Annotated in this window: 15 protein-coding genes, 1 other RNA gene and 4 pseudogenes; 10 read left to right on the top strand and 10 right to left on the bottom strand. The window is 67.8% G+C overall.

Annotated elements, in window-relative coordinates:
* Positions 1–13 precede the first annotated feature (13 nt).
* On the bottom strand, positions 14–937 hold the full coding sequence (locus tag RGU41_RS07005; RefSeq protein ID WP_322135862.1) for a PAC2 family protein: 924 nt from the start codon (positions 935–937) through the stop codon (positions 14–16).
* A gap of 133 nt (positions 938–1,070) precedes the next feature.
* On the opposite strand from RGU41_RS07005, the gene RGU41_RS07010 reads away from it, so the two are divergent.
* The 3 genes from RGU41_RS07010 to RGU41_RS07020 all read left to right on the top strand — a co-directional run bounded on the left by RGU41_RS07010 (position 1,071) and on the right by RGU41_RS07020 (position 5,567).
* The gene (locus tag RGU41_RS07010) at positions 1,071–2,558 is read left to right on the top strand and encodes a leucyl aminopeptidase (protein WP_322135863.1); all 1,488 of its coding nucleotides are present in this window, start codon (positions 1,071–1,073) and stop codon (positions 2,556–2,558) included.
* A 140-nt stretch (positions 2,559–2,698) separates the two neighbouring features.
* Positions 2,699–4,072 (top strand): dihydrolipoyl dehydrogenase, encoded by a 1,374-nt coding sequence (gene lpdA / locus RGU41_RS07015; protein ID WP_322135864.1) that lies wholly within the window; start codon positions 2,699–2,701, stop codon positions 4,070–4,072.
* Between the two features lie 70 nt (positions 4,073–4,142).
* Positions 4,143–5,567, top strand: coding sequence for a 2-oxo acid dehydrogenase subunit E2 (locus RGU41_RS07020; protein ID WP_322135865.1), 1,425 nt, complete (start codon positions 4,143–4,145; stop codon positions 5,565–5,567).
* A 73-nt stretch (positions 5,568–5,640) separates the two neighbouring features.
* On the opposite strand, the gene RGU41_RS07025 is transcribed toward RGU41_RS07020, so the two are convergent.
* A complete protein-coding gene (locus RGU41_RS07025; protein WP_322135866.1) occupies positions 5,641–7,251 on the bottom strand; it encodes a hypothetical protein in 1,611 nt (536 codons plus the stop codon).
* Positions 7,252–7,420: 169 nt separating this feature from the next.
* Between RGU41_RS07025 and lipB the strand changes: the two genes are divergently transcribed.
* The 3 genes and pseudogenes from lipB to RGU41_RS07040 all read left to right on the top strand — a co-directional run bounded on the left by lipB (position 7,421) and on the right by RGU41_RS07040 (position 9,825).
* Entirely contained in the window at positions 7,421–8,056 is a 636-nt protein-coding gene (gene lipB, locus RGU41_RS07030) for a lipoyl(octanoyl) transferase LipB (RefSeq protein WP_322135867.1), read from the top strand.
* Positions 8,053–9,104: pseudogene (lipA, locus tag RGU41_RS07035) on the top strand (lipoyl synthase). Before lipB ends, lipA begins: the two are co-directional and overlap by 4 nt.
* A 10-nt stretch (positions 9,105–9,114) precedes the next feature.
* Complete coding sequence (locus tag RGU41_RS07040; protein ID WP_134446506.1) at positions 9,115–9,825, top strand: DUF4191 domain-containing protein; 711 nt, start codon at positions 9,115–9,117, stop codon at positions 9,823–9,825.
* Between the two features lie 84 nt (positions 9,826–9,909).
* Here RGU41_RS07040 and RGU41_RS07045 read toward each other — a convergent pair.
* Positions 9,910–10,352: pseudogene (locus tag RGU41_RS07045) on the bottom strand (RDD family protein).
* Positions 10,353–10,496: 144 nt separating this feature from the next.
* Between RGU41_RS07045 and glnA (RGU41_RS07050) the strand changes: the two are divergent.
* On the top strand, positions 10,497–11,921 hold the full coding sequence (gene glnA / locus RGU41_RS07050; protein WP_322135868.1) for a type I glutamate--ammonia ligase: 1,425 nt from the start codon (positions 10,497–10,499) through the stop codon (positions 11,919–11,921).
* Positions 11,922–11,986: 65 nt separating this feature from the next.
* On the opposite strand, the pseudogene RGU41_RS07055 reads toward glnA (RGU41_RS07050), so the two are convergent.
* Both RGU41_RS07055 and glnA (RGU41_RS07060) read right to left on the bottom strand, forming a co-directional pair.
* Positions 11,987–15,018: pseudogene (locus RGU41_RS07055) on the bottom strand (bifunctional [glutamine synthetase] adenylyltransferase/[glutamine synthetase]-adenylyl-L-tyrosine phosphorylase).
* A gap of 6 nt (positions 15,019–15,024) precedes the next feature.
* Positions 15,025–16,362 (bottom strand): type I glutamate--ammonia ligase, encoded by a 1,338-nt coding sequence (gene glnA, locus RGU41_RS07060; protein WP_134446491.1) that lies wholly within the window; start codon positions 16,360–16,362, stop codon positions 15,025–15,027.
* A 100-nt stretch (positions 16,363–16,462) separates the two neighbouring features.
* Between glnA (RGU41_RS07060) and panB the strand changes: the two genes are divergently transcribed.
* Positions 16,463–17,335 (top strand): 3-methyl-2-oxobutanoate hydroxymethyltransferase, encoded by an 873-nt coding sequence (gene panB, locus RGU41_RS07065; RefSeq protein ID WP_134446490.1) that lies wholly within the window; start codon positions 16,463–16,465, stop codon positions 17,333–17,335.
* A 3-nt stretch (positions 17,336–17,338) separates the two neighbouring features.
* Here panB and RGU41_RS07070 read toward each other — a convergent pair whose 3' ends face one another.
* A complete protein-coding gene (locus RGU41_RS07070; protein ID WP_134558423.1) occupies positions 17,339–17,527 on the bottom strand; it encodes an SPOR domain-containing protein in 189 nt (62 codons plus the stop codon).
* 12 nt (positions 17,528–17,539) lie between these two features.
* Between RGU41_RS07070 and map the strand changes: the two genes are divergently transcribed.
* Both map and ppgK read left to right on the top strand, forming a co-directional pair.
* Positions 17,540–18,406, top strand: a complete 867-nt coding sequence (gene map, locus RGU41_RS07075; protein ID WP_134446488.1) for a type I methionyl aminopeptidase — start codon at positions 17,540–17,542, stop codon at positions 18,404–18,406.
* Between the two features lie 17 nt (positions 18,407–18,423).
* Positions 18,424–19,188 carry a polyphosphate--glucose phosphotransferase gene (gene ppgK / locus RGU41_RS07080; RefSeq protein WP_134446487.1) on the top strand — a complete coding sequence of 255 codons (765 nt, stop codon included), beginning with the start codon at positions 18,424–18,426 and terminating at the stop codon, positions 19,186–19,188.
* A 71-nt stretch (positions 19,189–19,259) separates the two neighbouring features.
* On the opposite strand, the gene rnpB is transcribed toward ppgK, so the two are convergent.
* From rnpB to RGU41_RS07100, 4 genes and pseudogenes are all read right to left on the bottom strand, one after another.
* Positions 19,260–19,630, bottom strand: an RNA gene (gene rnpB, locus RGU41_RS07085) — RNase P RNA component class A.
* 14 nt (positions 19,631–19,644) lie between these two features.
* On the bottom strand, positions 19,645–20,388 hold the full coding sequence (locus RGU41_RS07090; protein WP_322135869.1) for a hypothetical protein: 744 nt from the start codon (positions 20,386–20,388) through the stop codon (positions 19,645–19,647).
* A gap of 73 nt (positions 20,389–20,461) precedes the next feature.
* Positions 20,462–21,282: pseudogene (locus tag RGU41_RS07095) on the bottom strand (Nif3-like dinuclear metal center hexameric protein).
* Positions 21,283–21,374: 92 nt separating this feature from the next.
* Complete coding sequence (locus RGU41_RS07100; protein ID WP_134558426.1) at positions 21,375–23,105, bottom strand: purine-cytosine permease family protein; 1,731 nt, start codon at positions 23,103–23,105, stop codon at positions 21,375–21,377.
* Positions 23,106–23,122: the final 17 nt, after the last annotated feature.

Consider the following 23,122-nt stretch of genomic DNA (forward strand, 5'->3'; position numbering starts at 1 on the left):
GCCGTTCCTCGGCTCAGGCGCCCGTGCCGTCGTCGCGGCTGCGGCGGGTCGCGAGGAAGTTCTCGAGTTCTGCTGCGATCTCGTCGGCGCTGGGAAGCTCGCCATCTTCATCGGTCAGGGGCGACCGCACGCTGCTGCCCTCCATGTAGGTGTCGTAGCGTTCCTCGAGGGTGCCAACGAGCTTCGCGAGCTCCGGGTTCTCGCGCACCTGTTCGTCGATCCGATTGATGAAATCGCGATTCTGCTCGCGGAGCTGGTCCGTCGGGAAGATCAGGCCGGTTGCCGCGCTCGTGCTCTCGAGGGCGGACAGCGCTGCAGCCGGGAATTCGGTGTCTGCGAGGTAGTGCGGGACGAGCAGCACGAACCCGACGACCGCGGCGCCGCTCTCGTGCAGGCGCAACTCCACGAGGTGCAGGACATTGGACGGAACCTGGGTGTGCGGACGCCAGACGGACATGCCCTCGATCAGGTCTGAGCGGGTGCCGCTCACGGTGACGCCGATCGGGCGGGTATGCGGAACCGGCATCGGGATCGAGTGCACCCACGTCGTCGCTGCGACGCGGAAACGCTTGCCGATCTCGAGGACGGCGGCGGTGAACTGCTCCCAGCGGAAGTCCGGTTCGAAACCGCACAGCAGCAGGAACGGCTGGCCGATCTCGTCGTGCGCGAGGTAGAGCCGAAGCACCGGCGGCTGGTAGCCGGTGAGGTGGTCGCGATCGAAGTAGATGATCGGCCGCCTGGCCCGGTAGTCGAGGAGGACATCCGCGTCGAAGGACGCGATCAGCGTGTGGGTGAGGTTTCCGAGCAGGTATTCGGTGAACTGCGCCACCGCTCCCCCGGCGTCTGCGAACCCGGTCAGGCCCGCGACGAGGTTCAGGCCCTCGGGCACGGATGCCGATTCAGCCGTCAGCTCGTAGATGTCACCAGGATCGCGCATGCCGTTAACACTAGGCCGCGTCCTCGCGGCCGGGTGGGAATCCGCGGGTCCCCGCATAGTGCCGTAAGCGAACAGGCCACGCAGGCATCACCGGCCGAACGGGCCGCACAGGGGCGGCCAGTAGCATCGAAGGATGACCGCTCCCGTTCTCTCCGTGTCCGCACAACCCGCCATCGAATCAACCGCCGACGTCCTGATCGTGGGCGCGCTCCAGTCCGCAGACTCCGCGGTGCTCTTCGCCGACCCGGCGTTCACGGCCCTGTCCACCGTCCTCGCCGACCTCGGCGTCACGGGCGCACGGGACCAGGTGGTCCGCATTCCGGCATCCGTCGGCGGCGCGCGCACGATCGCAATCGTCGGACTCGGCAAGGACGCCGGTGTCGACGCCCTGCGCGCGGCCGCCGGTTCCGCCGTCCGCCAGCTGACCGGCGTCGAGAGCGTCGCCTTCGCGTTCCCGCTCGCGAGCACCGCCGAGCTCACCGCCGTCGTAGAGGGCGCCGCGCTCGGAGCCTATTCGTACACGGAGTACCGCCAGGCGTCCCTCGCCGGCACCCGGCTTCCCGCCGGCCGCGTCACCGTGCACAGTGCGCTCGACGGAACGGACGCCGTCGCCCACGCCCTCGTCGTGTCGGAGGCCGTCGCCCTCGTCAAGGACCTCGTGAACATGCCGGCGTCCGATCTGTACCCCGAGGCACTCGCCGACCGCGCAGTCGCCGCCGCCGCAGACCTGCCCGTCACGGTCAGGGTCTGGGACGAGGCCGAACTCGCCGCCGACGGTTTCGGCGGCATCGCCGGCGTCGGCCAGGGTTCCACCCGTCCGCCGCGCCTGGTCAAGGTCAGCTACGCGCCCGAAACCGCGAGCCGTCACATCGCCCTCGTCGGCAAGGGCATCACCTTTGACACCGGCGGACTCTCCCTCAAGCCGGCCGGCTCCATGGTCGGCATGAAATACGACATGACCGGCGCTGCAACGGTGCTCGCTGTCGTGCTCGCCGCGGCCCGCCTCTCCCTCGACGTGCGCATCACTGCGTGGCTCTGCATCGCGGAGAACATGCCGTCCGGCAATGCGATCCGCCCGAACGACGTCCTTCGCATCCGCGGCGGCCGCACGGTCGAGGTGCTCAACACGGATGCCGAGGGTCGTCTCGTCCTCGCCGACGGGCTTGTCGCAGCGGGTGAGGAAGAACCCGACGCGATCATCGATGTCGCCACCCTGACGGGAGCCGCCATCGTCGCCCTCGGCAACCGCTACTACGGCGTCATGGGTGAAGACGCCCTCGTCGCCCGCGTGCTCGCCGCCGGTGCCGGTGTCGGTGAACAGCTGTGGGCGATGCCGCTCCCCGACGAGCTCCGCGCCACGCTGAACTCCGACGTCGCCGACATAGCGAACGCCAAGATGGGCTCGAGTGCCGGCGGAATGCTCCTCGCCGCCGTCTTCCTGCGCGAGTTCATCGGGACCCGCGGGACCGGGGACGATGCCGCGACCATCCCCTGGGCGCACCTCGACATCGCCGGACCTGCGCACAACACCGGAGGCGGCTGGGGCTTCACGAACGCGGGTCCCACCGGCGTTTCGGTGCGCGCTTTGCTGCGTCTGGCCGAGGACTTTTCGCGCCCGTAGTACAGTCGAGGTGGCATGGGGAAGAAAGCGCCCGGCTCACGGGTGTCATCGATTCCCGTCCCGCAGACTTTTTGTGCTTTTCCGCTTGTGAGTACGCGCTTGTGTCCAGCGCCCGTATGTGAATAAAAGGGAGTCCCTGAGTGTCGGAACAGAATTTTGACCTTGTCGTTCTCGGTGGAGGAAGCGGTGGCTACGCAGCAGCGTTGCGCGCCGTCCAGCTCGGCCTGACCGTCGGCCTGATCGAGAAGGGAAAACTCGGCGGCACCTGCCTGCACGTCGGGTGTATCCCGACGAAGGCCCTGCTGCACTCGGCCGAGGTGGCCGATGTCAGCAGGGAAGCCGCGAAGTACGGCGTGAAGACCCAGTTCGAGGGCATCGACATGGCGACCGTCACGGCCTTCCGTGAGGGAATCGTCGCATCCAAGTACAAGGGCCTCCAGGGCCTGATCAAGGCACGCGGCATCACCGTCATCCAGGGCGAAGGCCGCCTCGTGGCGCCGAACACCGTCCAGGTCGGCGACGACCGCATCGTCGGCAAGAACGTCGTCCTCGCCACCGGCTCGTACTCGCGATCCCTCCCGGGCCTCGAGATCGGCGGCCGCGTCATATCGAGTGAGCAGGCCCTCGAGTTGAACTTCGTCCCGAACAAGGTCGCCGTGCTCGGCGGCGGCGTCATCGGAGTCGAATTCGCGAGCGTCTGGAAGTCCTTCGGTGCAGACGTCACCATCATCGAGGCGCTGCCGCACCTCGTCCCGAACGAAGAGGAATCGGTCTCCAAGCAGCTTGAGCGCGCCTTCCGCAAGCGCGGGATCGAGTACTCGCTCGGCATCCGTTTCCAGAGCGTGACCCAGCACGAGAACGGCGTTGTCGTCACCCTCGAGAACGGCTCGACCGTCGAGGCCGAGATCCTGCTCGTCGCCGTCGGACGCGGACCGGTCACGGCCGGACTCGGCTTCGACGAGGTCGGCGTGGCGATGGATCGCGGCTTCGTCCTCACGGACGAACGCCTCGCGACGAACATCCCCGGCGTCTACGCCGTCGGCGACATCGTTCCCGGCCTGCAGCTCGCGCACCGCGGCTTCCAGCAGGGCATCTTCGTCGCCGAGGAGATCGCCGGCCTCAACCCGATCATCGTCGAAGACCTGAACATCCCGAAGGTCACATACTGCGACCCCGAGATCGCGTCCGTCGGCTACTCCGAGGCGAAGGCCTCCGAGAAGTTCGGCGCAGACCAGGTTTCGTCCTACGAGTACAACCTCGGCGGCAACGGCAAGAGCTCGATCCTCGGCACGAGCGGTTCGATCAAGGTCGTCCGGGTCAACGACGGCCCGATCGTCGGCATCCACATGATCGGCGCGCGCGTCGGCGAGCTCATCGGCGAAGGCCAGCTCGTCGTGAACTGGGAGGCGTACCCGGAGGACATCGCCCCGTTCCTGCACGCGCACCCGACCCAGAACGAAGCGCTCGGCGAGGCATTCCTGGCCCTGGCCGGGAAGCCCCTCCACGCGATGTAGCCGTTTCCCGGCTACCGACCGTCTATAAGCTAAGTACAGATCACATAATGGTTTTGAAGGAGACAAACGCATGAGCGAATCCGTTAGCCTTCCGGCACTCGGTGAGAGTGTCACAGAGGGTACGGTTACCCGCTGGCTGAAGAACGTGGGCGACCGCGTCGAGGTCGACGAGCCCCTGTTGGAAGTATCGACCGACAAGGTGGACACGGAGATCCCGTCCCCCGTTGCCGGCATCATCGAAGCGATCCTGGTTCAGGAGGACGAAACCGTCGAGGTGGGTACCGCCCTGGTCCTGATCGGTGACGGTTCGGCCGCCGCCGCTCCCGCACCGGTCGCAGCTCCCGTGGTCGAGGCCCCGGTCGCGGCTCCCGTGGTCGAGGCGCCTGCAGCCACCGCTCCCGTCGCAGCCCCGGTCTACGCACCCGCCCCGGTCGCAGCACCCGTCGCACCGCCCGTCGCCCAGCCGGTCTACGCCCCGGTCCCCGTCGCAGCACCGGCACCGGTCTTTGCGCCGGTTCCCGTTGCGGCTCCGGCAGCGGTCGCAGCGCCTGCGCCCGTCGCGGCACCCGTCGTGGCAGAGCCCGCCGTCTCCCGTGGCTCCCACGCAGGCACCTCCGGCTACGTGACCCCGATCGTCCGCAAGCTCGCGAACGAGGCCGGCGTCGACCTGTCCAGCGTCACCGGAACCGGTGTCGGCGGACGTATCCGCAAGCAGGACATCACGGCAGCCATCCCGGCCGCCGGCGCCGCGGCATCCGCCCCGGCATTCGAGGTCTCGCCGCTGCGCGGCACCTCCAAGCCGATGTCCCGGCTCCGCAAGGTCGTCGCCGAGCGCGCCGTCATCTCGATGCAGTCGTCGGCCCAGCTGACGACCGTCGTCGAGGTCGACGTCACGCGCGTCGCGATCTTCCGCGACAAGGTCAAGGCATCCTTCTTCGAGAAGACCGGCAACAAGCTGTCCTTCCTGCCGTTCTTCGCCCTTGCCGCCGCAGAAGCACTCCAGGCGAACCCGATCATCAACGCCACGATCGACGGCGACACGATCGTGTACCCGGCTCAGGAGAACATCAGCATCGCCGTAGACACCGAGCGCGGTCTGCTCACCCCGGTCGTGCGTAACGCCGCGGAACTCGACCTGGCCGGATTCGCGGCCCAGATCGCCGACCTCGCCCAGCGCACGCGGGACAACAAGCTCAAGCCCGACGAGCTGTCCGGTGGCACCTTCACGCTGACCAACACCGGTTCGCGCGGGGCACTGTTCGACACCCCCGTCGTGTTCCTGCCGCAGAGCGCGATCCTCGGAACGGGCGTCGTCTACAAGAAGCCGCTCGTCGTGTCGAGCGGTGGCCTCGACGCCATCGCGATCCGCTCCTCGGTCTACCTGGCGTTGTCCTACGACCACCGCATCATCGATGGCGCGGATGCCTCACGCTTCCTCGTCACGATGAAGCAGCGTCTCGAGGCGGGCGACTTCGAAGCCAACCTCGGCATCTGAGTCGGCCAGTCGGCATGTCCGGCTAGCCGGCACGTTCTGCTAGCCGGCACGTTCTGCTAGCCGGCACGTTCTGCTAGCCGGCACCGAAGAACTCGCGTAATCGCCAACCGGCCTCGCCCTTGACCACAAGGACGGAGGCCGGTTTGTCGTTTCCGGGTGCCGCTCCGCCGACGGACAGGGCCACGAGCGCGAGATTCCCGATCCGGTTGACGACCGTCGGTAGGGAACCGTCGACGGTCGGGGCGCTGCTGTCGTGTGGATATCCCGTCGCGCTGCCCGTCGCACCGTCCGACGCGTGCCCGATCAGGGCGCTGGCCCCTGCCAGTGCCGGAGAGTCCGGTTGGGACACTTCCGCAAGGCACTCCCGATCCGCCGTGACGAGACACAGGGCCCGTATGCGGAGCAGCGCAGCGGTGGCAGCGGCGGGGTCCTCGCCCCGCAGGACGACCTGGTCAGCAGTGGTCGGACCCGTGGCGAGCCCTCCCCCGCTCCCGAGTGCAGACCGCGGAGGAACAGCGCCGACCGAAGACGGGTGCGCACCCGAGCTGAGTGCCGGTGGGGCGAGCGCTGTCCAGGCGCCGACGACGAGGATGACGGCGACGGACGCTCCGGCCAGGATCAGGCCTCGGCGCCGCCAGCGGGCGGGGTCGTCCGCGGCCGTCCACGTGCCCCGGCGCGTCGACGGCCGGGGACTTCGCTCAGGACCCGGTCTCGTTCCAGGTCCGAAGGAGTGCGCCGCCCGGCCGCGGTGCGCCCGCGGCGCAGGCACCACGCGCCGGATTCCCGTCAGCCGTCCTCCGATGGTCCCGGCGACCTGAACCGCCCAGGCCCGCAGAAGCGGCCAGACGCGCGCGTCCAGCGCGGCCTCGAGGCTCGCCAGCGGACCCTGGCCGGGGGAACGCCCCCGGATGTCCGTCGACGTCCCGTGTCCCGGGGCGACGTCGTGCCCGCCGAACCGGACCGGTGCCGCGGGAGACCATTCGAACAGCGCCCGCTCGAGTCCGGCAAGCGCCTCCCGGTACGTGCCAGAGCGCCAGGCCGCGAACAGGGCGTCGGCCGGCGGCTGCCCGCGCTTCGCGACCCGGTCGAGAACGGCCTGCACAACATCACCGCAGGCGCACCTGGCCTCGCCCTGCAGTTCGTCGCGGTCCTGCCCCGGCGGCGGCAGGTCCCGCAAACCGCCCAGGCCCCCGACGACCGGTCGGCCCGCACCGTCGAACCGGATCACACCCGGGCTGATCCCCGGATGCAGCCAGCCCCCGTCGTAGAGCCGCGCAACGGCCGCGAGCACCGGCGCCAGGATCGTGACCGCCTCCCCCGGGTCCAGCAATCGCTCGCAGGCCAGGACCGCCCCGAGCGCCCCGCCACGGTCCTCGGCCAGGACGAGGCAGACCCGGCCGTCCGGCAACGTCGCAACGTCCAGCAACCGGCCCACCCCGCCGTCCGGGATGCTCTCGAGGGCGCGCACCTCCCTGTCGATCGCCGCGCCGCCGGTGCCTGCGCCCACCGCGTGCACCTCACGGAACACCTTGAGAACGACGACCTCCCTCTGGCCGTCGATCCCGCCTTCGGCAGAGGCACCGAGGTAGACGTCGGACAGGTCACCAGAGCCGATGCGCCTCAGCACCCGGTATCCGGCGACGTTTCCGACGGCATCCGCTGGCTGCGCTTCGGAGTCCCCCACCACGGCAGGGGACTCCGCAGCAGGCGTCCTACTCCGCCGACTTCCCGCACGTCTCGTCACGCGGCGATCTTCGCCCGCTGAGAGCCGGCGGCAAGCCCACTCAGGACAGGCTGTGCACACTCCGGCCGATCCGGTAGCTGGTGAGGACGGGCTGACCTAGACTGGCCCAATGCTCGACTTTCTCGTCGCGGGGCTAAGCGCCAACTCCGTGCCGTATCTCGTGGGCCTTGAGCTCCAGCGCACCGTCCATCGTGCCGTTGTTTCCGGGGAACGCCCGGACACCGTCATCTTCCTCGAACACCCCGCCGTGTACACCGCGGGTAGACGCACGTCCGACGACGAGCGGCCGACGGACGGAACTCCCGTCATCGACACCGACCGGGGCGGCAAGATCACCTGGCACGGTCCCGGCCAGCTCGTCGGCTACCCCATCCTCCGCCTCGCCGAACCCATCGACGTCGTCGGGTACGTCCGACGCCTCGAAGGCATCCTCATCGATGTCCTCGCCGGGTTCGGAGTCGACGCTTGTCGCGTCACCGGACGGTCCGGGGTCTGGGTCGGCCGTCCCGGCTTCGAGGACAAGATCGCCGCCATTGGAATCCGGGTCGCCGAAGGCGTGACCATGCACGGCTTCGCGCTCAATTGCAACAACTCCCTCGAACCCTACGACCACATCATCGCCTGTGGCATCCGCGACGCCGGCATCACCACGATCTCCCGCGTCCTCGGCCGGGAGGTGACACCGGAGCAACTGGTGGAACCGATCCGGGCCCGTTTCGCCGCGGAACTGGTGGCTGCCGCGTGAGCGCCGTGCCAGAGGGCCGCAAGATGCTGCGGCTCGAGATCCGCAACATGGAATCCCCCATCGAACGCAAACCCGCCTGGATCAAGACGGTCGCCAAGATGGGACCGGAATACCGGAAGCTCCAGGACCTCGTCAAGGGCGAGAACCTGCACACCGTGTGCCAGGAAGCCGGTTGCCCGAACATCTTCGAATGCTGGGAGGACCGCGAGGCGACCTTCCTCATCGGTGGCTCGCAGTGCACCCGGCGCTGCGACTTCTGCCAGATCGACACGGGCAAGCCTGCGGAGTACGACACCGACGAACCGAGACGGGTCGCGGAATCCGTCGTCGCGATGAACCTTCGGTACGCCACGGTGACCGGCGTCGCCCGTGACGACCTTCCCGACGAGGGTGCCTGGCTGTACGCCGAGACGATCCGGCAGATCCACGCGCAGAGCCCCGGTACGGGAGTGGAGATCCTCGTCCCGGACTTCTCCGGCAACCCCGACCTGCTCGGCGAGGTGTTCTCGGCAAAGCCGGAGGTCTTCGCGCACAACGTCGAGACGGTCCCGCGCATCTTCAAACGCATCCGCCCGGCCTTCCGTTACGACCGTTCCCTCGACGTGATCACCCAGGGCCGCGACGCCGGCCTCATCACCAAGTCGAACCTGATCCTCGGCATGGGCGAGGAGCGAGCCGAGGTCAGCCAGGCGCTCCAGGACCTCCACGACGCCGGAACCGACATCATCACCATCACCCAGTACCTGCGGCCGAGCGCCCGGCACCTCCCCGTCGCCCGGTGGGTGCGGCCGGAGGAGTTCGTCGAGCTGAATGCCGAAGCGGAAGCCATCGGATTCCTCGGGGTGCTCTCCGGTCCGCTCGTGCGCTCCTCCTACCGGGCAGGACGCCTCTGGGCGCAGTCGATGCTCGCGACGAACCGCGAGGTGCCCGCCGAGCTCCGCCACCTGGCGGATGCCTCCTCGGCTTCGCCCAGGCCGTCGCCCGCCCAGGCGGCATCGTCGCTGACTCGACCGAAAATCGGTCATCGGAGATTCTGGCGACTCGGTAAACTCGACATCATGGCACGCAGCAAGGACAAGACTCCCAAACCCCACAAGGAACCCGGCCGCATCAAGCAGATGTGGCAGGTGTTCCAGATGACCCGGCGGTACGATTCCAAAATCGTTCCGCTCCTCCTCGTGGGCTTCTTCGTGCCGCTCGTGGCGTCGATCATCGTCGCGATCGTTGCGACGGACGGAAACGTTCTCACGCTGGTCCTCTGGATCATCGCCGGACTCCTCGCCGGGGTGCTCGCGGTGCTGATCATCCTCGGCCGTCGTGCCGAGAAGGCCGCCTATTCCCAGATCGAAGGCCAGCCCGGCGCCGTCGGCGCCGTGCTGCGCAGCTCCCTCAAGGGCGGCTGGGTCGGCAGCGAGATGCCCATCGCCGTCAACGGCAAGACCCAGGACGCGGTCTACCGTGCGGTCGGTCGCGGCGGCGTCGTCCTGATCAGCGAGGGCCCGCGCACCCGGACCGCGCGCATGCTCGAGGAGGAACGCCGCACGGTCACCCGTCTCGGCGGTCACGTGCCCGTCACAGTCCTCTCCGTCGGTCCGGACTCCGACGCCGTGCCGTTGCACAAGCTCGCGAGCCGTCTGCGCAAGATCAAGCCGAGCCTGACCAAGGCAGAGGTGCTCGCCGTCAACAACCGGCTGAGCTCGATCACGAAGAAGCTTCCGATCCCGAAGGGTGTCGATCCCACCAAGGCCCGCCCCCAGCGCGGCAACTAGGCGCGTCCACCCATCCATTCCGCACGTCAAGAACCCCTCGTCGTCACGACGAGGGGTTCTTGCGTCTGCCTGTCGGCGCGCGGCTCAGCCGCGGACGAGGACGGTTCCGGCGACCTTGTCGTGGAAGCCGCGCTGGTCGGAGTCCCAGACCAGTGCGGGGAATGCCAGGCCGAGAAGCACGGAACGCACAATCGGCCGCCACGGACCGACCCAGCCGCCCGCGAGGGGATCACCCGGAGTCCGACGAGGCGGTGGCCGATGCTGCCGCCGATCGTCGGGATGAACACGACCTGGAGCAGGACATAGGTCCCGGTCACGACAAAACCGTTGTAGTCGAGGAACGTATAGCGGAACACCGTGAATGCCAGCGCCATCGCGAGGGCATAGTCGATCAGGAGTCCCAGCATCCGTCGCCCGGCGCGGCCGATGGACAGTGGGCCGGCGTCGGGAAGCCCGAGTCGCTCCCCCGGCCATCTGCTCGGCGGGAGCTGTCCGAAGGTGGTCGGTTGCGAGGCAGAGGGAGGCACGGGATGATCCTAGCCAAGGGCCCCGCCTGTAACATGTGAGAAACAAAGTCGTCACAGTTGAGTAATGCTGCCGTAATACTCTCTGGGTAGCCGCCGTGCGCGACTTTCTGTCATTAACGCCCTCGTCGTTTGGAGTAAAACCGCATGTTCCGCGATTCGTCAGAAGTGCTCAAGTTCATCAAGGACATGGACATCAAGTTTCTTGACATTCGCTTCACCGATCTTCCTGGTGTGCAGCAGCACTTCAACATCCCCGCGTCGACCGTCGATGAGGAATTCTTCACGGTCGGGCAGATGTTCGACGGTTCGTCGATCCGCGGCTTCGCGTCCATCCACGAGTCGGACATGCAGCTCATCCCGGACGTGACGACGGCATACGTCGATGCCTTCCGCGCCGAACGCACGCTCATTATGCTTTTCGACATCTACAACCCGCGTAACGGTGAGATCTACTCCAAGGATCCCCGCCAGGTCGCGAAGAAGGCCGAGAAGTACCTCGAGTCGACCGGCATCGCCGACACCGCGTTCTTCGCCCCCGAAGCCGAGTTCTACATCTTCGACGACGTGCGTTATGAAGTGAACCAGTACTCGAGCTTCTACGCCGTGGACTCCAGCGAAGGCGCCTGGAACTCCGGCAAGAAGGAAGAGGGCGGCAACCTCGCCAACAAGACCCCGTACAAGGGCGGATACTTCCCCGTCAGCCCCGTCGACCAGCACGTCGACATGCGTGACGACATCTGCCTCAAGCTCATCGACGCAGGCCTGATCCTCGAGCGCAGCCACCACGAGGTCGGCACCGGCGGACAGGGCGAGATCAACTACCGCTTCGACACCATGGTCCACGCGGCGGACGACCTGCTCAAGTTCAAGTACATCGTGAAGAACACGGCGCACGAGTGGGGCAAGACGGCGACGTTCATGCCCAAGCCGCTCTTCGGCGACAACGGTTCCGGTATGCACACCCACCAGTCCCTCTGGTCCGGCGGCAAGCCGTTGTTCTACGACGAGGCCGGCTACGGCGGACTCTCCGACATCGCCCGCTGGTACATCGGCGGCCTGCTCAAGCACGCCCCGGCCGTCCTCGCGTTCACCAACCCCTCGGTGAACTCGTACCACCGCCTCGTCCCCGGCTTCGAAGCCCCGGTCAACCTGGTCTACTCTGCCGGTAACCGCTCGGCCTCGATCCGCATCCCGATCACGGGCACCAACCCGAAGGCCAAGCGCATCGAGTTCCGCGCGCCCGACGCCTCCGGCAACCCGTACCTCGCCTTCGCTGCCCAGCTGATGGCCGGCCTCGACGGGATCAAGAACCGGATCGAGCCGCACGAGCCGGTCGACAAGGACCTCTACGAGCTCCCGCCCGAAGAAGCCAAGAACATCCCGCAGGTTCCCGCTTCCCTCGAGGAGGCGCTGCTGGCCCTCGAAGCCGACCACGACTTCCTCCTCGCCGGCAACGTGTTCACGCCCGAACTGATCGAGACCTGGGTCAGCTTCAAGCGCGAGCAGGAAATCAAGCCGCTCGCGCAGCGTCCGCACCCGTTCGAGTATGAACTGTACTACGGGGTCTAAACCGCACCGAGCCTGACCATAACGGGTCGTACCTCTCGGGGTACGGCCCGTTCGTCGTTCCCCGGTCAGCCGGCGAACGGGCCCGCGTGTTCGACGGGGCCGTAGAAGCGACGCTCGAACACGGCGCGGGCGCGCCGGGTGACGGCGAGGTAGTCGTCTTCGAGCCGGTTGGCGGAGCCCGGCGGGTATTCGAGGATCCGGGCGATGCCCTCGAGCTGGATGCGGTCGGTCGGGAGGGTGTCCGCAGTCCGGTTCATCCACAGGGTCATCGCGGACCGGCAGCGGGAGGTGAAGATCCACGCCGCCCGGAGGGTCTCGGCATCCGAGTCGCTCACGAGCCCGGCCCTGGCGGCGGCGTGCAGTGCACCGAGGGTCGAGTGCGTGCGCAGCTCGGGGATCGCCGCGGCGTGCTGCAACTGCAACAGCTGGACGAACCACTCGACGTCGCTGAGCGATCCGCGGCCGAGCTTGAGGTGCCGGTTCGGGTCTGCGCCCTGCGGTAACCGTTCCTTCTCGACGCGGGCCTTCATCCGTTTGATCTCCCGGACAGCCTGGTCGTCGATCGCGAGCGGGAAACGAACCGAGTCCGCGAGGGTCTCGAAGTCGGCAAGCAGCCGGGCATCGCCGGCGACGCCCCTGCCCCGCAGCAGCGCCTGCGCCTCCCAGGTCAGCGACCAGCGCCGGTAGTACGCCTCGTACGAGTCGAGGGATCGGGCGACGGGCCCGTTCTTGCCCTCCGGGCGCAGACCGAGGTCGAGGTCGAGCGGCAGGCGGCTGTCCTCGGTGAGGCGTTTGAGTTCCCTCGCGATGAACATCGCCCGGGCATGCGCGGCCTCGCCGCTAAGTTTTCCGGCCCGGAACACGTACATCACGTCGGCGTCGGACCCGAAGCCCAGCTCGGCTCCCCGAACCGGCCCATGCCGATCACGGCGAACTCGATGCCGTCCGCGTCGCCGTCGGGCTCGCCCCGGAGGCCGGTGCCGCGGATCGCCGCGGTGACGCCCTCGATCACGGTCGCGGTGACGTCGGTCAGGCCCGTCGCGAGCTGGTCGATGCTGATCCTGCCGAGGATGGACGAGAAGGCCAGGCGCAGGATCTCGCGGCGCCGCGCCGTACGGAGGACGGATGCCGCTGCTTCCGGCGTCTGGTGGCGTGCCAGGACCGCGCGGGACTCTGCGCGCAGCACGGCGAGGGGCCGCGGACGCAGGTCGTTCTCGTTCTCGAGCCATGCGACCGACTCCGGAATGGTTTCGAGGAGTTCGCCGACGAACCGGGACGAGGACAGCACCCGGGTCAGCCGTTCGGCGGCGCCGGAGGAGTCACGAAGCATCCGCAGGAACCAGTAGGTCGACCCGAGGCTGTCGCTGAGGCGCCGAAAGGCCAACAGGCCGTAGTCGGGGTCGGCACCCTCGGAGAACCACTGCAGGAGGACGGGAAGGAGGTGGCGCTGGATCGTCGCCCGACGGGAAACGCCCCCGGTGAGCGCGGCGATGTGGGCGAAGGCGCCCTTGGTGTCGCGGAAACCGATCGCCGCGAGCCTGGCCTCGGCCTGCGCGCTCGTGAGAACGAGCTCACCATCGGGCAGCGCGGCAACGGCGGAGAGCAAAGGCCGGTAGAAGAGGCGCTCGTGCAGTCCACGCACCCGGTGTTTGGTGTCCGCCCAGCGCGTGCTGAGCTGGGCGGCTCCCGAGGCGAGTCCGGTCGCCCGGGCGAGGATGCGCAGGCTCGCCTCGTCGCGCGGCACGAGGTGGGTACGTCGCAGGCGGTAGAGCTGCAGGCGGTGTTCCATCAACCGGAGGATCCGGTAGTCCTGCGAGAATTCCGCCGCTTCCGCGCGACCAACGTAGCCGGACTCGGCGAGGGCCGCGAGTGCGGGGAGGGTGCCGGCCTGTCGCACGTCTTCGTCGGCCTGGCCGTGAACGAGCTGGAGGAGCTGCACGGTGAACTCGATGTCGCGCAGCCCGCCGGGGCCGAGCTTGAGCTGGACATCGACCTCGTCGTCGGGGATGTTGTCGGTCACCCGTTCCCGCATCCGCTGCACAGACTCGACGAAGTTCTCCCGGCTGGCGCTCGTCCACACCTTCGGACCGACCGCGGCGAGGTACCGTTCACCGAGCCCGGCATGGCCGGCGAGCGGCCTCGCCTTGAGCAGGGCCTGGAATTCCCAGCTCTTCGCCCACCGCTCGTAATACGCGATGTGTGAGTCGAGGGAACGCACGAGCGCCCCCGACTTTCCCTCTGGACGCAGGTTCGGGTCGACCTCCCAGAGTTCGGGTTCGAGCGTCGGCTGGTTGAGGCCGCGCATCAGCAGGATCGCAAGCCTGGTTGCGATGTCGACCGCACGACCGGACTCGAGCCCGGTTTCGGGGTCTGCTTCCGCGACGAAGATGACGTCGACGTCGCTGACGTAGTTGAGCTCCCTCGCCCCGGCCTTGCCCATGCCGATCACGGCGAGCCGGGTGGAGCGCACCTGGTCGACGGGGAAGACGCCAGGGGCGGCAACGGGGGCAGCCACCATCGTTCGCGCGACGGCGAGGGACCCCTCCAGCGCGGCGGCGGCGAGATCGGACAGCGCCCTGGCGACACCGTCAAGGCCGGCGACGGGGTCAGCCTGTTCGAGATCGAAAGCGGCGACCTCCGCGAGCCTCCGCCGGTACCGCACCCGGAGCGCAACCCAGCCGGCGTCGTCGACGAGGGCAGCGAAGCCGTCGACGGCCCCGACCGAGGCGAGCAGATCCCTGGTGAGTTCCTCGGGGCCGGGAAGGGACCGTGAGCGGGTGGCCAGGACGCCGAGCTCCTCCGGGTGCCGCAGGAAGAAATCGGTCAGGCCGCGGGACGCGCCGAGCACGAGCAGGAGGCGCAGCGGAGCGCCCGGGCAGGCCAGGAGGGCCAGGAGCTCCGCCGGTGCCTGCCGCAGCAGGGCGATCAGGCCGGAGAGTGCTGCGTCCGGGCTCGCCGTGCGGGCGAGCAACGGCAAGAGTTCTGCCGAATCGGGCCCGCCCCTGGTGACGACCTCGTCGAGGCACGCCCGGACCTCACCGAGTTCAGCGAAGCCGACCCTCGCAAGTTCGGTGAGGGTCAGCGCCTCTCGCGCCATCGTGCGCTACAACATCTCGAGGTTCTTTTGCAGCTCGAATGGAGTGACCTGAGAGCGGTACTCCTTCCACTCCTGCCGTTTGTTGAGCAGCACGTAGTTGAACACGTGCTCGCCCAGGGTCTCGGCGACGAGTTCGGATTCCTCCATGAACTGGATGGCGTGGTCGAGGCTCGCAGGCAGCTGGCGGTAACCGAGTGCGCGGCGCTCGGTGTCGCTGAGCCCCCAGACGTTGTCCTCGGCTTCCGGAGGCAGCTCGTAGCCCTCTTCGATGCCCTTGAGGCCGGCAGCGAGCATGAGCGAGTATGCGAGGTACGGGTTCGCTGCGGAGTCGATCGCCCGGTATTCGATGCGGGAGCTGTTGCCCTTGTTCGGCTTGTACAGCGGCACGCGGATCAGCGCGGACCGGTTGTTGTGGCCCCAGCAGACGAAGCTCGGCGCCTCATCCCCGCCCCAGAGCCGCTTGTACGAGTTCACGAACTGGTTCGTGACTGCGGTGATCTCCGGTGCGTGCTTGAGCAGGCCCGCGATGAACTGACGCCCGGTGCGGGACAGCTGGTACTGCGCGCCCGCCTCGTAGAAGGCGTTCGTCTCGCCCTCGAAGAGGGACAGGTGGGTGTGCATGCCCGAGCCAGGCTGGTCGGACATCGGCTTCGGCATGAACGTCGCGTAGACGCCCTGCTCGATAGCGACCTCCTTGATGACGGTGCGGAAAGTCATGATGTTGTCGGCCGTCGAGAGGGCGTCCGCATACCGGAGGTCGATCTCGTTCTGGCCGGGGCCGGCCTCGTGGTGGCTGAACTCCACCGAAATGCCGAGCTCCTCGAGCATCCGCACGGAACGGCGCCGGAAGTCGTGGGCGGTTCCGCCGGGGACGTTGTCGAAGTATCCGGCGGAGTCGACGGGCACCGGCCCGTCCTTGCCGAACTTCGACGACTTCAGGAGGTAGAACTCGATTTCAGGATGCGTGTAGAACGTGAAGCCGCGATCCGCCGCTTTCGCAAGCGTGCGCTTGAGCACGTTGCGCGGGTCGGCAACCGCGGGCTGACCGTCGGGGGTCGTGATATCGCAGAACATGCGTGCGGTCGGGTCGACTTCGCCCCGCCACGGCAGAATCTGGAACGTTGTGGGATCCGGATGTGCGAGGACATCCGCTTCGAAGGACCGGGTCAGGCCCTCGATGGCCGAGCCGTCAAAACCGAGACCCTCTGCGAATGCGCCCTCGACCTCGGCCGGTGCGATCGCCACCGATTTCAGGGTGCCGACGACGTCCGTGAACCAGAGACGAATGAACTTGATGCCCCGTTCCTCGATGGTACGAAGAACGAAGTCGCGCTGCTTGTCCATCCACGCCCTTTCTTGTTGATCACTAGGTTACTGGCTGTCGTGACCTCGCGTGCGAAAACGGCCCCGGCGGGCGGAATCGGCCGCTGGCTACACTGGAGGCATGCCAGAGTCGACCGCGTCAGATGCTCCCCGTTCCGTCAATGACCTGAATCCCTTCGTTCCCGCCCCCGCAGGACCCAAGCGGGTGCGGACCCGCCATTTCTCGAACGCGAAACAGCATGGAATCCCGATTACCGGCCTGACCAGCTACGACATGCTCACGGCGCAGATTTTCGACCAGGCCGGGATCGATTTCCTCCTGGTCGGAGACTCGGCGGGGAACAATGTCTTCGGCTACGAGACCACTCTTCCCGTCACCGTCGACGAGCTGATCCCGCTCACCCGTGCAGTCGCCCGCGCCGTCACCCGCGCCCTTGTCGTCGCTGACATGCCCTTCGGCTCCTACGAGACCGGCCAGACGGAGGCCCTCCACACCGCGGTGCGGTTCATGAAGGAAGCACAGGCCCACGCGGTCAAGCTCGAGGGCGGGGTGCGCAGCCACAAGCAGATCAAGAGAATCGTGACGAGCGGTATCCCCGTGATGGCCCACATCGGTTTCACACCGCAGAGCGAACACGGTCTCGGCGGCCACATCATCCAGGGCCGCGGCGACGCCGCGGAGAAACTCCTCGAAGACGCCCTCGCCGTGCAGGACGCCGGCGCGTTCGCCGTCGTCCTCGAGATGGTTCCGGCGACCGTGGCCGCGGAGGTCACCAGCAAGCTCGAGATCCCGACGATCGGTGTCGGGGCAGGACCAGACGTCGACGGCCAGCTGCTGGTCTGGACAGACTTCGCCGGCATGACCGAGGGCCGCGTGCCGCGTTTCGTGCGGCAGTACGCCAACGTGCGCAGCGTCCTCACGGATGCCGTGCACCAGTTCAAGTCAGACGTCGAGAGCGGCGTGTACCCCGGGCCGGAACACAGCTACGAATAGCTGTCAGCGGTCCTCCGCAGCGTCCTCCGCCGACCATTTCGCGCTGTTCGCGCGGAGCTTCTCCAGTGCGTGGGCTGCCTCGTCGCGGGTGGGGAACGGCCCGACCCGATCGACGGCGAGAGAGACCATTCCCTCCTCGACGGCGCCCGTGCGCAGGTTGTACCAGAACTGGTGCTCAGTATCTTCGGCCATAAGCTAGATCCTATGCCTAAGGATTCCGCCGGTCACCTCTTGCCAGGCCCGGTATCCCCCATCCGTCCCGTCCCCGCCAGGATCCCCCGTCCGGAATACGTCGGCCACGCCGCACCGGCGCGATTCACCGGTTCCGACGTCTACCCCGCCGCGAAGATCGAACTGATCCGTGAGGCCGGCCGGATCGCCGCGGAGGCGATCGAAGCCGTCGGCCGGGGCATCCGCCCGGGCGTGACCACGGAAGAACTCGACCGGATCGGACACCAATTCCTGATCGAGCATGACGCGTACCCCTCCACGCTCGGCTACCGGGGCTATCCCAAGTCGCTGTGCAGCTCGGTCAACGAGGTCATCTGCCACGGCATCCCCGACACGACGGTCCTCGAAGACGGAGACATCGTCAACATCGACATCACCGCCTTCAAGAACGGCGTCCACGGGGACACCAACGTCACGTTCATCGTCGGGGAGGCGAGCGAAGCGGTGACGCTCCTCGTCGAACGCACGAAGGAGGCCCTCGCCCGCGGTATCAAGGCCGTCGCCCCCGGGCGTCAGGTCAACGTGATCGGCCGGACCATCGAGTCATACGCCAAGCGGTTCGGCTACGGCGTCGTTCGGGACTTCACCGGCCACGGGGTCGGCGAGGCCTTCCACTCCGGCCTGATCGTCCCCCACTACGACTCTGCCCCGCAGTACGACACCGTGATGGAGGTCGGCATGGTCTTCACGATCGAGCCGATGCTCACACTCGGCGGCACGGACTGGGACATGTGGGCGGATGACTGGACCGTGACGACCAGGGACAAGAGCATCACCGCCCAGTTCGAGCACACCCTTGTCGTGACCGAACGCGGCGCAGAGGTCTTGACCCTCCCCTAGACGGTAGGTTTTCTACTATGAGTTCTCAGACGGCCATCGGCATCGACATCGGCGGGACCGGCATCAAGGGGGCACTCGTCGATCTTGCGACGGGCGCGCTGCTGACCGACCGCGTCAAGCTCCCCACGCCCAAGGGCGGGCGCCCTGCCGACATCGTCGAGACGACCCGCGTCATCCTCGAAAGGGTCAGTGCCATTGCTGGCGTGACGGATGTCCCCGTCGGCATCTGCTTCCCCGCGATCGTCAGGCACGGACGGACGATGTCGGCCGCCAACGTGTCCAAGAAATGGATCGGCCTCGAGGCCGCGGCCCTGTTCGCAAGGAGCCTCGGCGCACCCATCACGTTCGTGAACGACGCGGATGCCGCGGGGTACGCCGAATCCCAGTTCGGTGCCGCGCAGGGGGTGGAGGGCGTGGTGATCCTGACCACCCTCGGCACCGGCATCGGCACGGCGCTCCTGAACGACGGGGTGCTCGTTCCCAACACCGAACTCGGTCACCTGCAGATCGACGGAGTCGACTACGAGACCCGCGCCTCGTACTCCGCGCGGGAACGGGAGAATCTCTCCTGGTCGGCCTGGGCGGCACGCCTGCAGAAGTACTACTCCACGCTCGAGGCGCTCTTCTCCCCCGACCTGTTCGTCGTCGGCGGCGGCGTCTCCAAGCACCACGACGATTTCCTGCCCCTGCTCGCGCTGCACACGCCGATCGTCCCGGCCGTGCACAAGAACAACGCCGGCATTCTCGGGGCTGCGGCCCTCGCCGTGAAAGACCTGGACTAGACCAGGACCGGTCTCGTCCCGTGGTCGGGTGACGGCACCCCGTGGGGGAAGCGGCCCCAACGGGGAAAAGGGGAATGGGCCGGCTGGTACGCCGGGTTCTGTCCCGGTTTTCACCGGGGACGGCCATCTATCTCGGGACTACGTTGCCGCAGCCCTCTAGCGGTCTACCCGGAAACTCGGCGAGCCGCCTTAACGTTTCCTGTGTGACCTTGCTCCGGACGAGGTTTACCGAGCCGACCAGGTCACCCTGGCCTCTGGTGGTCTCTTACACCACCGTTTCACCCTTACCACCGAAAAACGGTGGCGGTCTACTTTCTGTGGCACTGTCTCGCGGGTTACCCCGGGTGGGTGTTACCCACCGCCCTGCTCTGTGGAGCCCGGACGTTCCTCGGCAGCCGCTCCCCCGAAGGGAACCGGCTGACGCGGCCGTCTTGCCGACCCATTCTTCCTCCCAGACTACAGGATCAGATTCCGGACTCCTCCGTGCGCACAAGGATCGCACCACAATCCGGGCAGAACAGCACCTCGTCGGCCAGACGACCGCACGGACTCGAGGTCGCTTCCGGTGAGGGTGATGGTGCATCCGCTGCAGGTGCGCTGGCGCAACAGCGCGGCAGCGTTCCCGTGGCCGCTCACGAAGAGCTTCTCGTAAAGGCTCGCGAGATCCGGCGCGATCGTCCCTGCGATCACGGCCCGGTCGCGGCGGAGTTCCTCGAGCTGGCGGTGCAGGGTGGCGAGGTCGGCGTCGCGTGAGGTCTCGGTCTCCTCGACTCGGGCGGCCAGCGCGTCCCGTTCCGCTTCGACGACCGCAACAGCGGATTCACGTTCCTCGAGGCGCTCCATCACGGCGATCTCGATCTCTTCGAGGGCGAGCAGCCGTTTGCGGAGTGCGGCGAGTTCGGTGTCGAGCGCCTGGACGTCCTTGACCGAACTCGTCGTCTGCAGGCGTTCGTCGTCGCGCTTGATGCGCTTCTCGACGACCTCGACGTCGGACTCGATCCGGTTCAGTTCGAGACGAACGTCCTCGACTTCTCCGTGGAGAGTCGTGAGGTTCATCCGGGTCTTGTCCGCGGTTCCGGCGAGTGCGGTGAGTTCGGCGTGCTGGGCGAGCGCCCTGGTCTGGTGGTCGACCTGCTGGAGCCTGATGTCGAGAGCCTGGAGCCGGAGCAGTTCCTTCTGCTCGATGGGGGATGCCTTCACTTGAGTCCTGACCTTCACGGGTATTGAGTTCGACCGGCCCGGTGGCCGGATACTGTCGGTGGGGTTGTGCAGGTTACTGCACGATGACGAAGTCCCACGGGTCCGTGCGCAGATCGCTCACGTCCACCCGTAGTCCCGGAAAAGCGTTCCGCAACGCGTCGGCGGCGGTGTCGAGCCACAACCACTCGCTCGCCCAGTGTGACACGTCGATCAGCGCCGGTGTGTTTCCGTCGAGCAGCGCCTGTTCCCTCGCCTCGGAGGCCGGGTGATGACGGAGGTCGGCGGTGATGTAGACATCCGCGGCCAGCACGGACGGAACGCTGAGCAGGGAGTCCCCCGCTCCACCGCAGAGCGCGACAGAGCGAACCGGTGCGGTGTACTCCCCGAGACGCGGATCCCGGAGGCTGTCGCGGGCAGGATCGTCGCGAGGCGCCGGGCGAGCTGGCCGAGTGTGGTCGGAGTCCCGAGCAGCCCGACCCGCCCGATACCGGTCCCTGGCACGGTTCCCGCGGTGATCGGCTGGGCGTCCACGAGTCCGAGTCGCGACGCGAGGACGTCGGAGACACCGTCGACGACGACATCCGCGTTCGTGTGCGCGGCGAGGAGTGCGCAGTCCGACCGGATCAACCTGGCCAGGAGGGCACCCTTGTACCGGTCCTCTGCGATGGACGTGACTCCGCGAAGAAGGAGCGGATGGTGGACGAGAAGGAGGTCGGCACCGACCTCGATCGCCTCATCGACGGTCGCGGAGACGGCGTCGACCGCGAGGAGGACGGAATCGACCCGGTTCGACGGGTCGCCGCTCACGAGTCCGGGTGCATCCCACGTCTCCGCACCCGACAACGGCCAGAGCTCGTGGACGGTCCGGGTGATCTCTGCGAGCGAATAGGACACCCCGTCAGCCTACCCGTGCGCTACCCCGGCCATTCTCAGGGCGCCGACTCGCAGGCGCCGGTCTCACGACACCCACCCGGCGACCCGTGGACTCACCCCGCGGACGCCGGGGTCCTGGCGTTCTCCTGCCTGCGGATCGCCGGAATGCCCGCGAGGAGGGGTGTCGCGAGGCCCAGGGCGAAGACGATCAGGACGCCGGGGTTCGTCGCCGCGAATTCCCCGCCGGGGTCGATGCCGAGTGGTTCAAAGAGGTATCCCTGCCAGGCCGACCAGCCCTCCCCAGGGACGAGGAGTCCCCAGCCGACCACGCTGAAGACGACGAAGGCGGCCAGATTGACCCAGCGCACGTCCGCATACGCTCCACCGCGCTTCAGGAGGCTGCGGGTGTCGTACCGATTGGCGCGCACGAACGTCTCGGCGGAGAACAGCCCCGACCAGGCCGCGACCGGGATCGCGAGGGTCAGTGGCACGGTGAGGAACGCCGCCCGGACACCCAACCCACCGGACGGCAGGAGGAGCAGTGCCGCGCCCATCGCCGTGAGAGCGACTCCCGCGGCCCGAGGGAGCCCGGAGGACAGCGCCGCGGCCGCCAGGCCGCCCGAGTACAACGTCAGGATCAGTGCGGAGAGCACGGTGACCGTTCCGAGCAGAAGCAACGGCCATTCGAGACCGGCGGGCAGGAGCGCGGCGAGCGTTCCGACCGGGTCGACGGCGAGGTCTGCTCCCCGCTGGCCCTGGGACGAGACGAGCAGTGCCCCCCAGGAGGCGAGGACGAGGGCAGGTACCCCGACCCCCGCGAGGAGCCAGAGAACCGCATTCGATCCGGAACCGGACCTGCCCTGATAGCGTGCAAGGTCTGCGCCGCTCGACGCCCAGGCGAGTCCCAGGTAGGCGAACACGAGGGTGACCCCGCCGAACACCGTGAAACCGCTTCCATCCGGAACAGTGAGCGCCGAGCCCACGTCGACGAGTCCGGCCGAGAGCACCATCACCGCGATCACCAGGGCGGCACCTGCGACGGCGAGCACGGCCTGAACGGAGCGGATGAGCGCATAGCCGAAGAGCGCGACCACGGTCGCCACGATCAGGACCGCCAGCGCGGGGAGCGGAACGGACCCGTCCCTGGTTCCACCTGCCAGCGTCGGCGGCCTCGTTGCTGCGGTCACGGCCCGGCCCAGGATGGCGAGGAGCAGTGCGCCCCAGGCCATCCGGACAAGCAGGGCGAACACGGTGGGAACGACGTTTCCGATCACGCCGAACGTTGCCCGCGACAGCATGACCATCGACTGCCCGTTGCGCCGACCGGCCAGGGTTCCCAGGCCGAGCGGGATCAGTGAGAGCACGATGCCGAGCACGGTGACGAGTACGACCTGGCGGATGCTGAGTCCGAGGTAGGCGAGGCGCGCACCGACCGCGACGCTGACGACGGATGCCATGACCGCGAACCAGAGACGGAAGACCCGGCTTCCGCGTCCGACCCGGTTCACCACCGGGGTCGGAGCCTGTGCGTAACGCTCGATCACGAGCCGCGGCTCCTCGGCGAGAGCGGCATCGACGAGGACGATTTCGTCGTCGCTGACCCGTGGACTCGCCACGGGCGCGGCCACCCCCGTCGGTACGTCGTCGGCGTCGTCGGGCAGGTCGTCGTCGACTCCGAAGCCGACGATCTCGGTCGCGGCCGTCCTCGGCGCGCTCCCGTCCAGTGGCGTGATGCCCAGTTCGATCACGGCCGGTGACTCCACCGTGAGCGCGTCGTCGTCAGCCGGGGAGGCGGGTTCGGGCGGAACGGGGCCGTCCTGCCCCCTCGGGTACCTGTCGGACATGCCCCGAGTGTAGCCAG

The organism is Cryobacterium sp. 10C3, assembly GCF_034314285.1.
GTDB lineage: Bacteria > Actinomycetota > Actinomycetes > Actinomycetales > Microbacteriaceae > Cryobacterium > Cryobacterium glucosi.

Excerpts from the sequence above, each read along its gene's own strand:
- RGU41_RS07020 (WP_322135865.1), top strand. The coding sequence starts at position 4,143 with ATGAGCGAATCCGTTAGCCTTCCGGCACTCGGTGAGAGTGTCACAGAG.
- RGU41_RS07100 (WP_134558426.1), bottom strand. The coding sequence starts at position 23,105 with ATGTCCGACAGGTACCCGAGGGGGCAGGACGGCCCCGTTCCGCCCGAA.
- lipB (WP_322135867.1), top strand. The coding sequence starts at position 7,421 with ATGCTCGACTTTCTCGTCGCGGGGCTAAGCGCCAACTCCGTGCCGTAT.
- panB (WP_134446490.1), top strand. The coding sequence starts at position 16,463 with ATGCCAGAGTCGACCGCGTCAGATGCTCCCCGTTCCGTCAATGACCTG.
- map (WP_134446488.1), top strand. The coding sequence starts at position 17,540 with ATGCCTAAGGATTCCGCCGGTCACCTCTTGCCAGGCCCGGTATCCCCC.
- glnA (WP_134446491.1), bottom strand. The coding sequence starts at position 16,362 with ATGGACAAGCAGCGCGACTTCGTTCTTCGTACCATCGAGGAACGGGGC.
- RGU41_RS07040 (WP_134446506.1), top strand. The coding sequence starts at position 9,115 with ATGGCACGCAGCAAGGACAAGACTCCCAAACCCCACAAGGAACCCGGC.
- glnA (WP_322135868.1), top strand. The coding sequence starts at position 10,497 with ATGTTCCGCGATTCGTCAGAAGTGCTCAAGTTCATCAAGGACATGGAC.
- RGU41_RS07005 (WP_322135862.1), bottom strand. The coding sequence starts at position 937 with ATGCGCGATCCTGGTGACATCTACGAGCTGACGGCTGAATCGGCATCC.
- RGU41_RS07070 (WP_134558423.1), bottom strand. The coding sequence starts at position 17,527 with ATGGCCGAAGATACTGAGCACCAGTTCTGGTACAACCTGCGCACGGGC.
- RGU41_RS07010 (WP_322135863.1), top strand. The coding sequence starts at position 1,071 with ATGACCGCTCCCGTTCTCTCCGTGTCCGCACAACCCGCCATCGAATCA.
- ppgK (WP_134446487.1), top strand. The coding sequence starts at position 18,424 with ATGAGTTCTCAGACGGCCATCGGCATCGACATCGGCGGGACCGGCATC.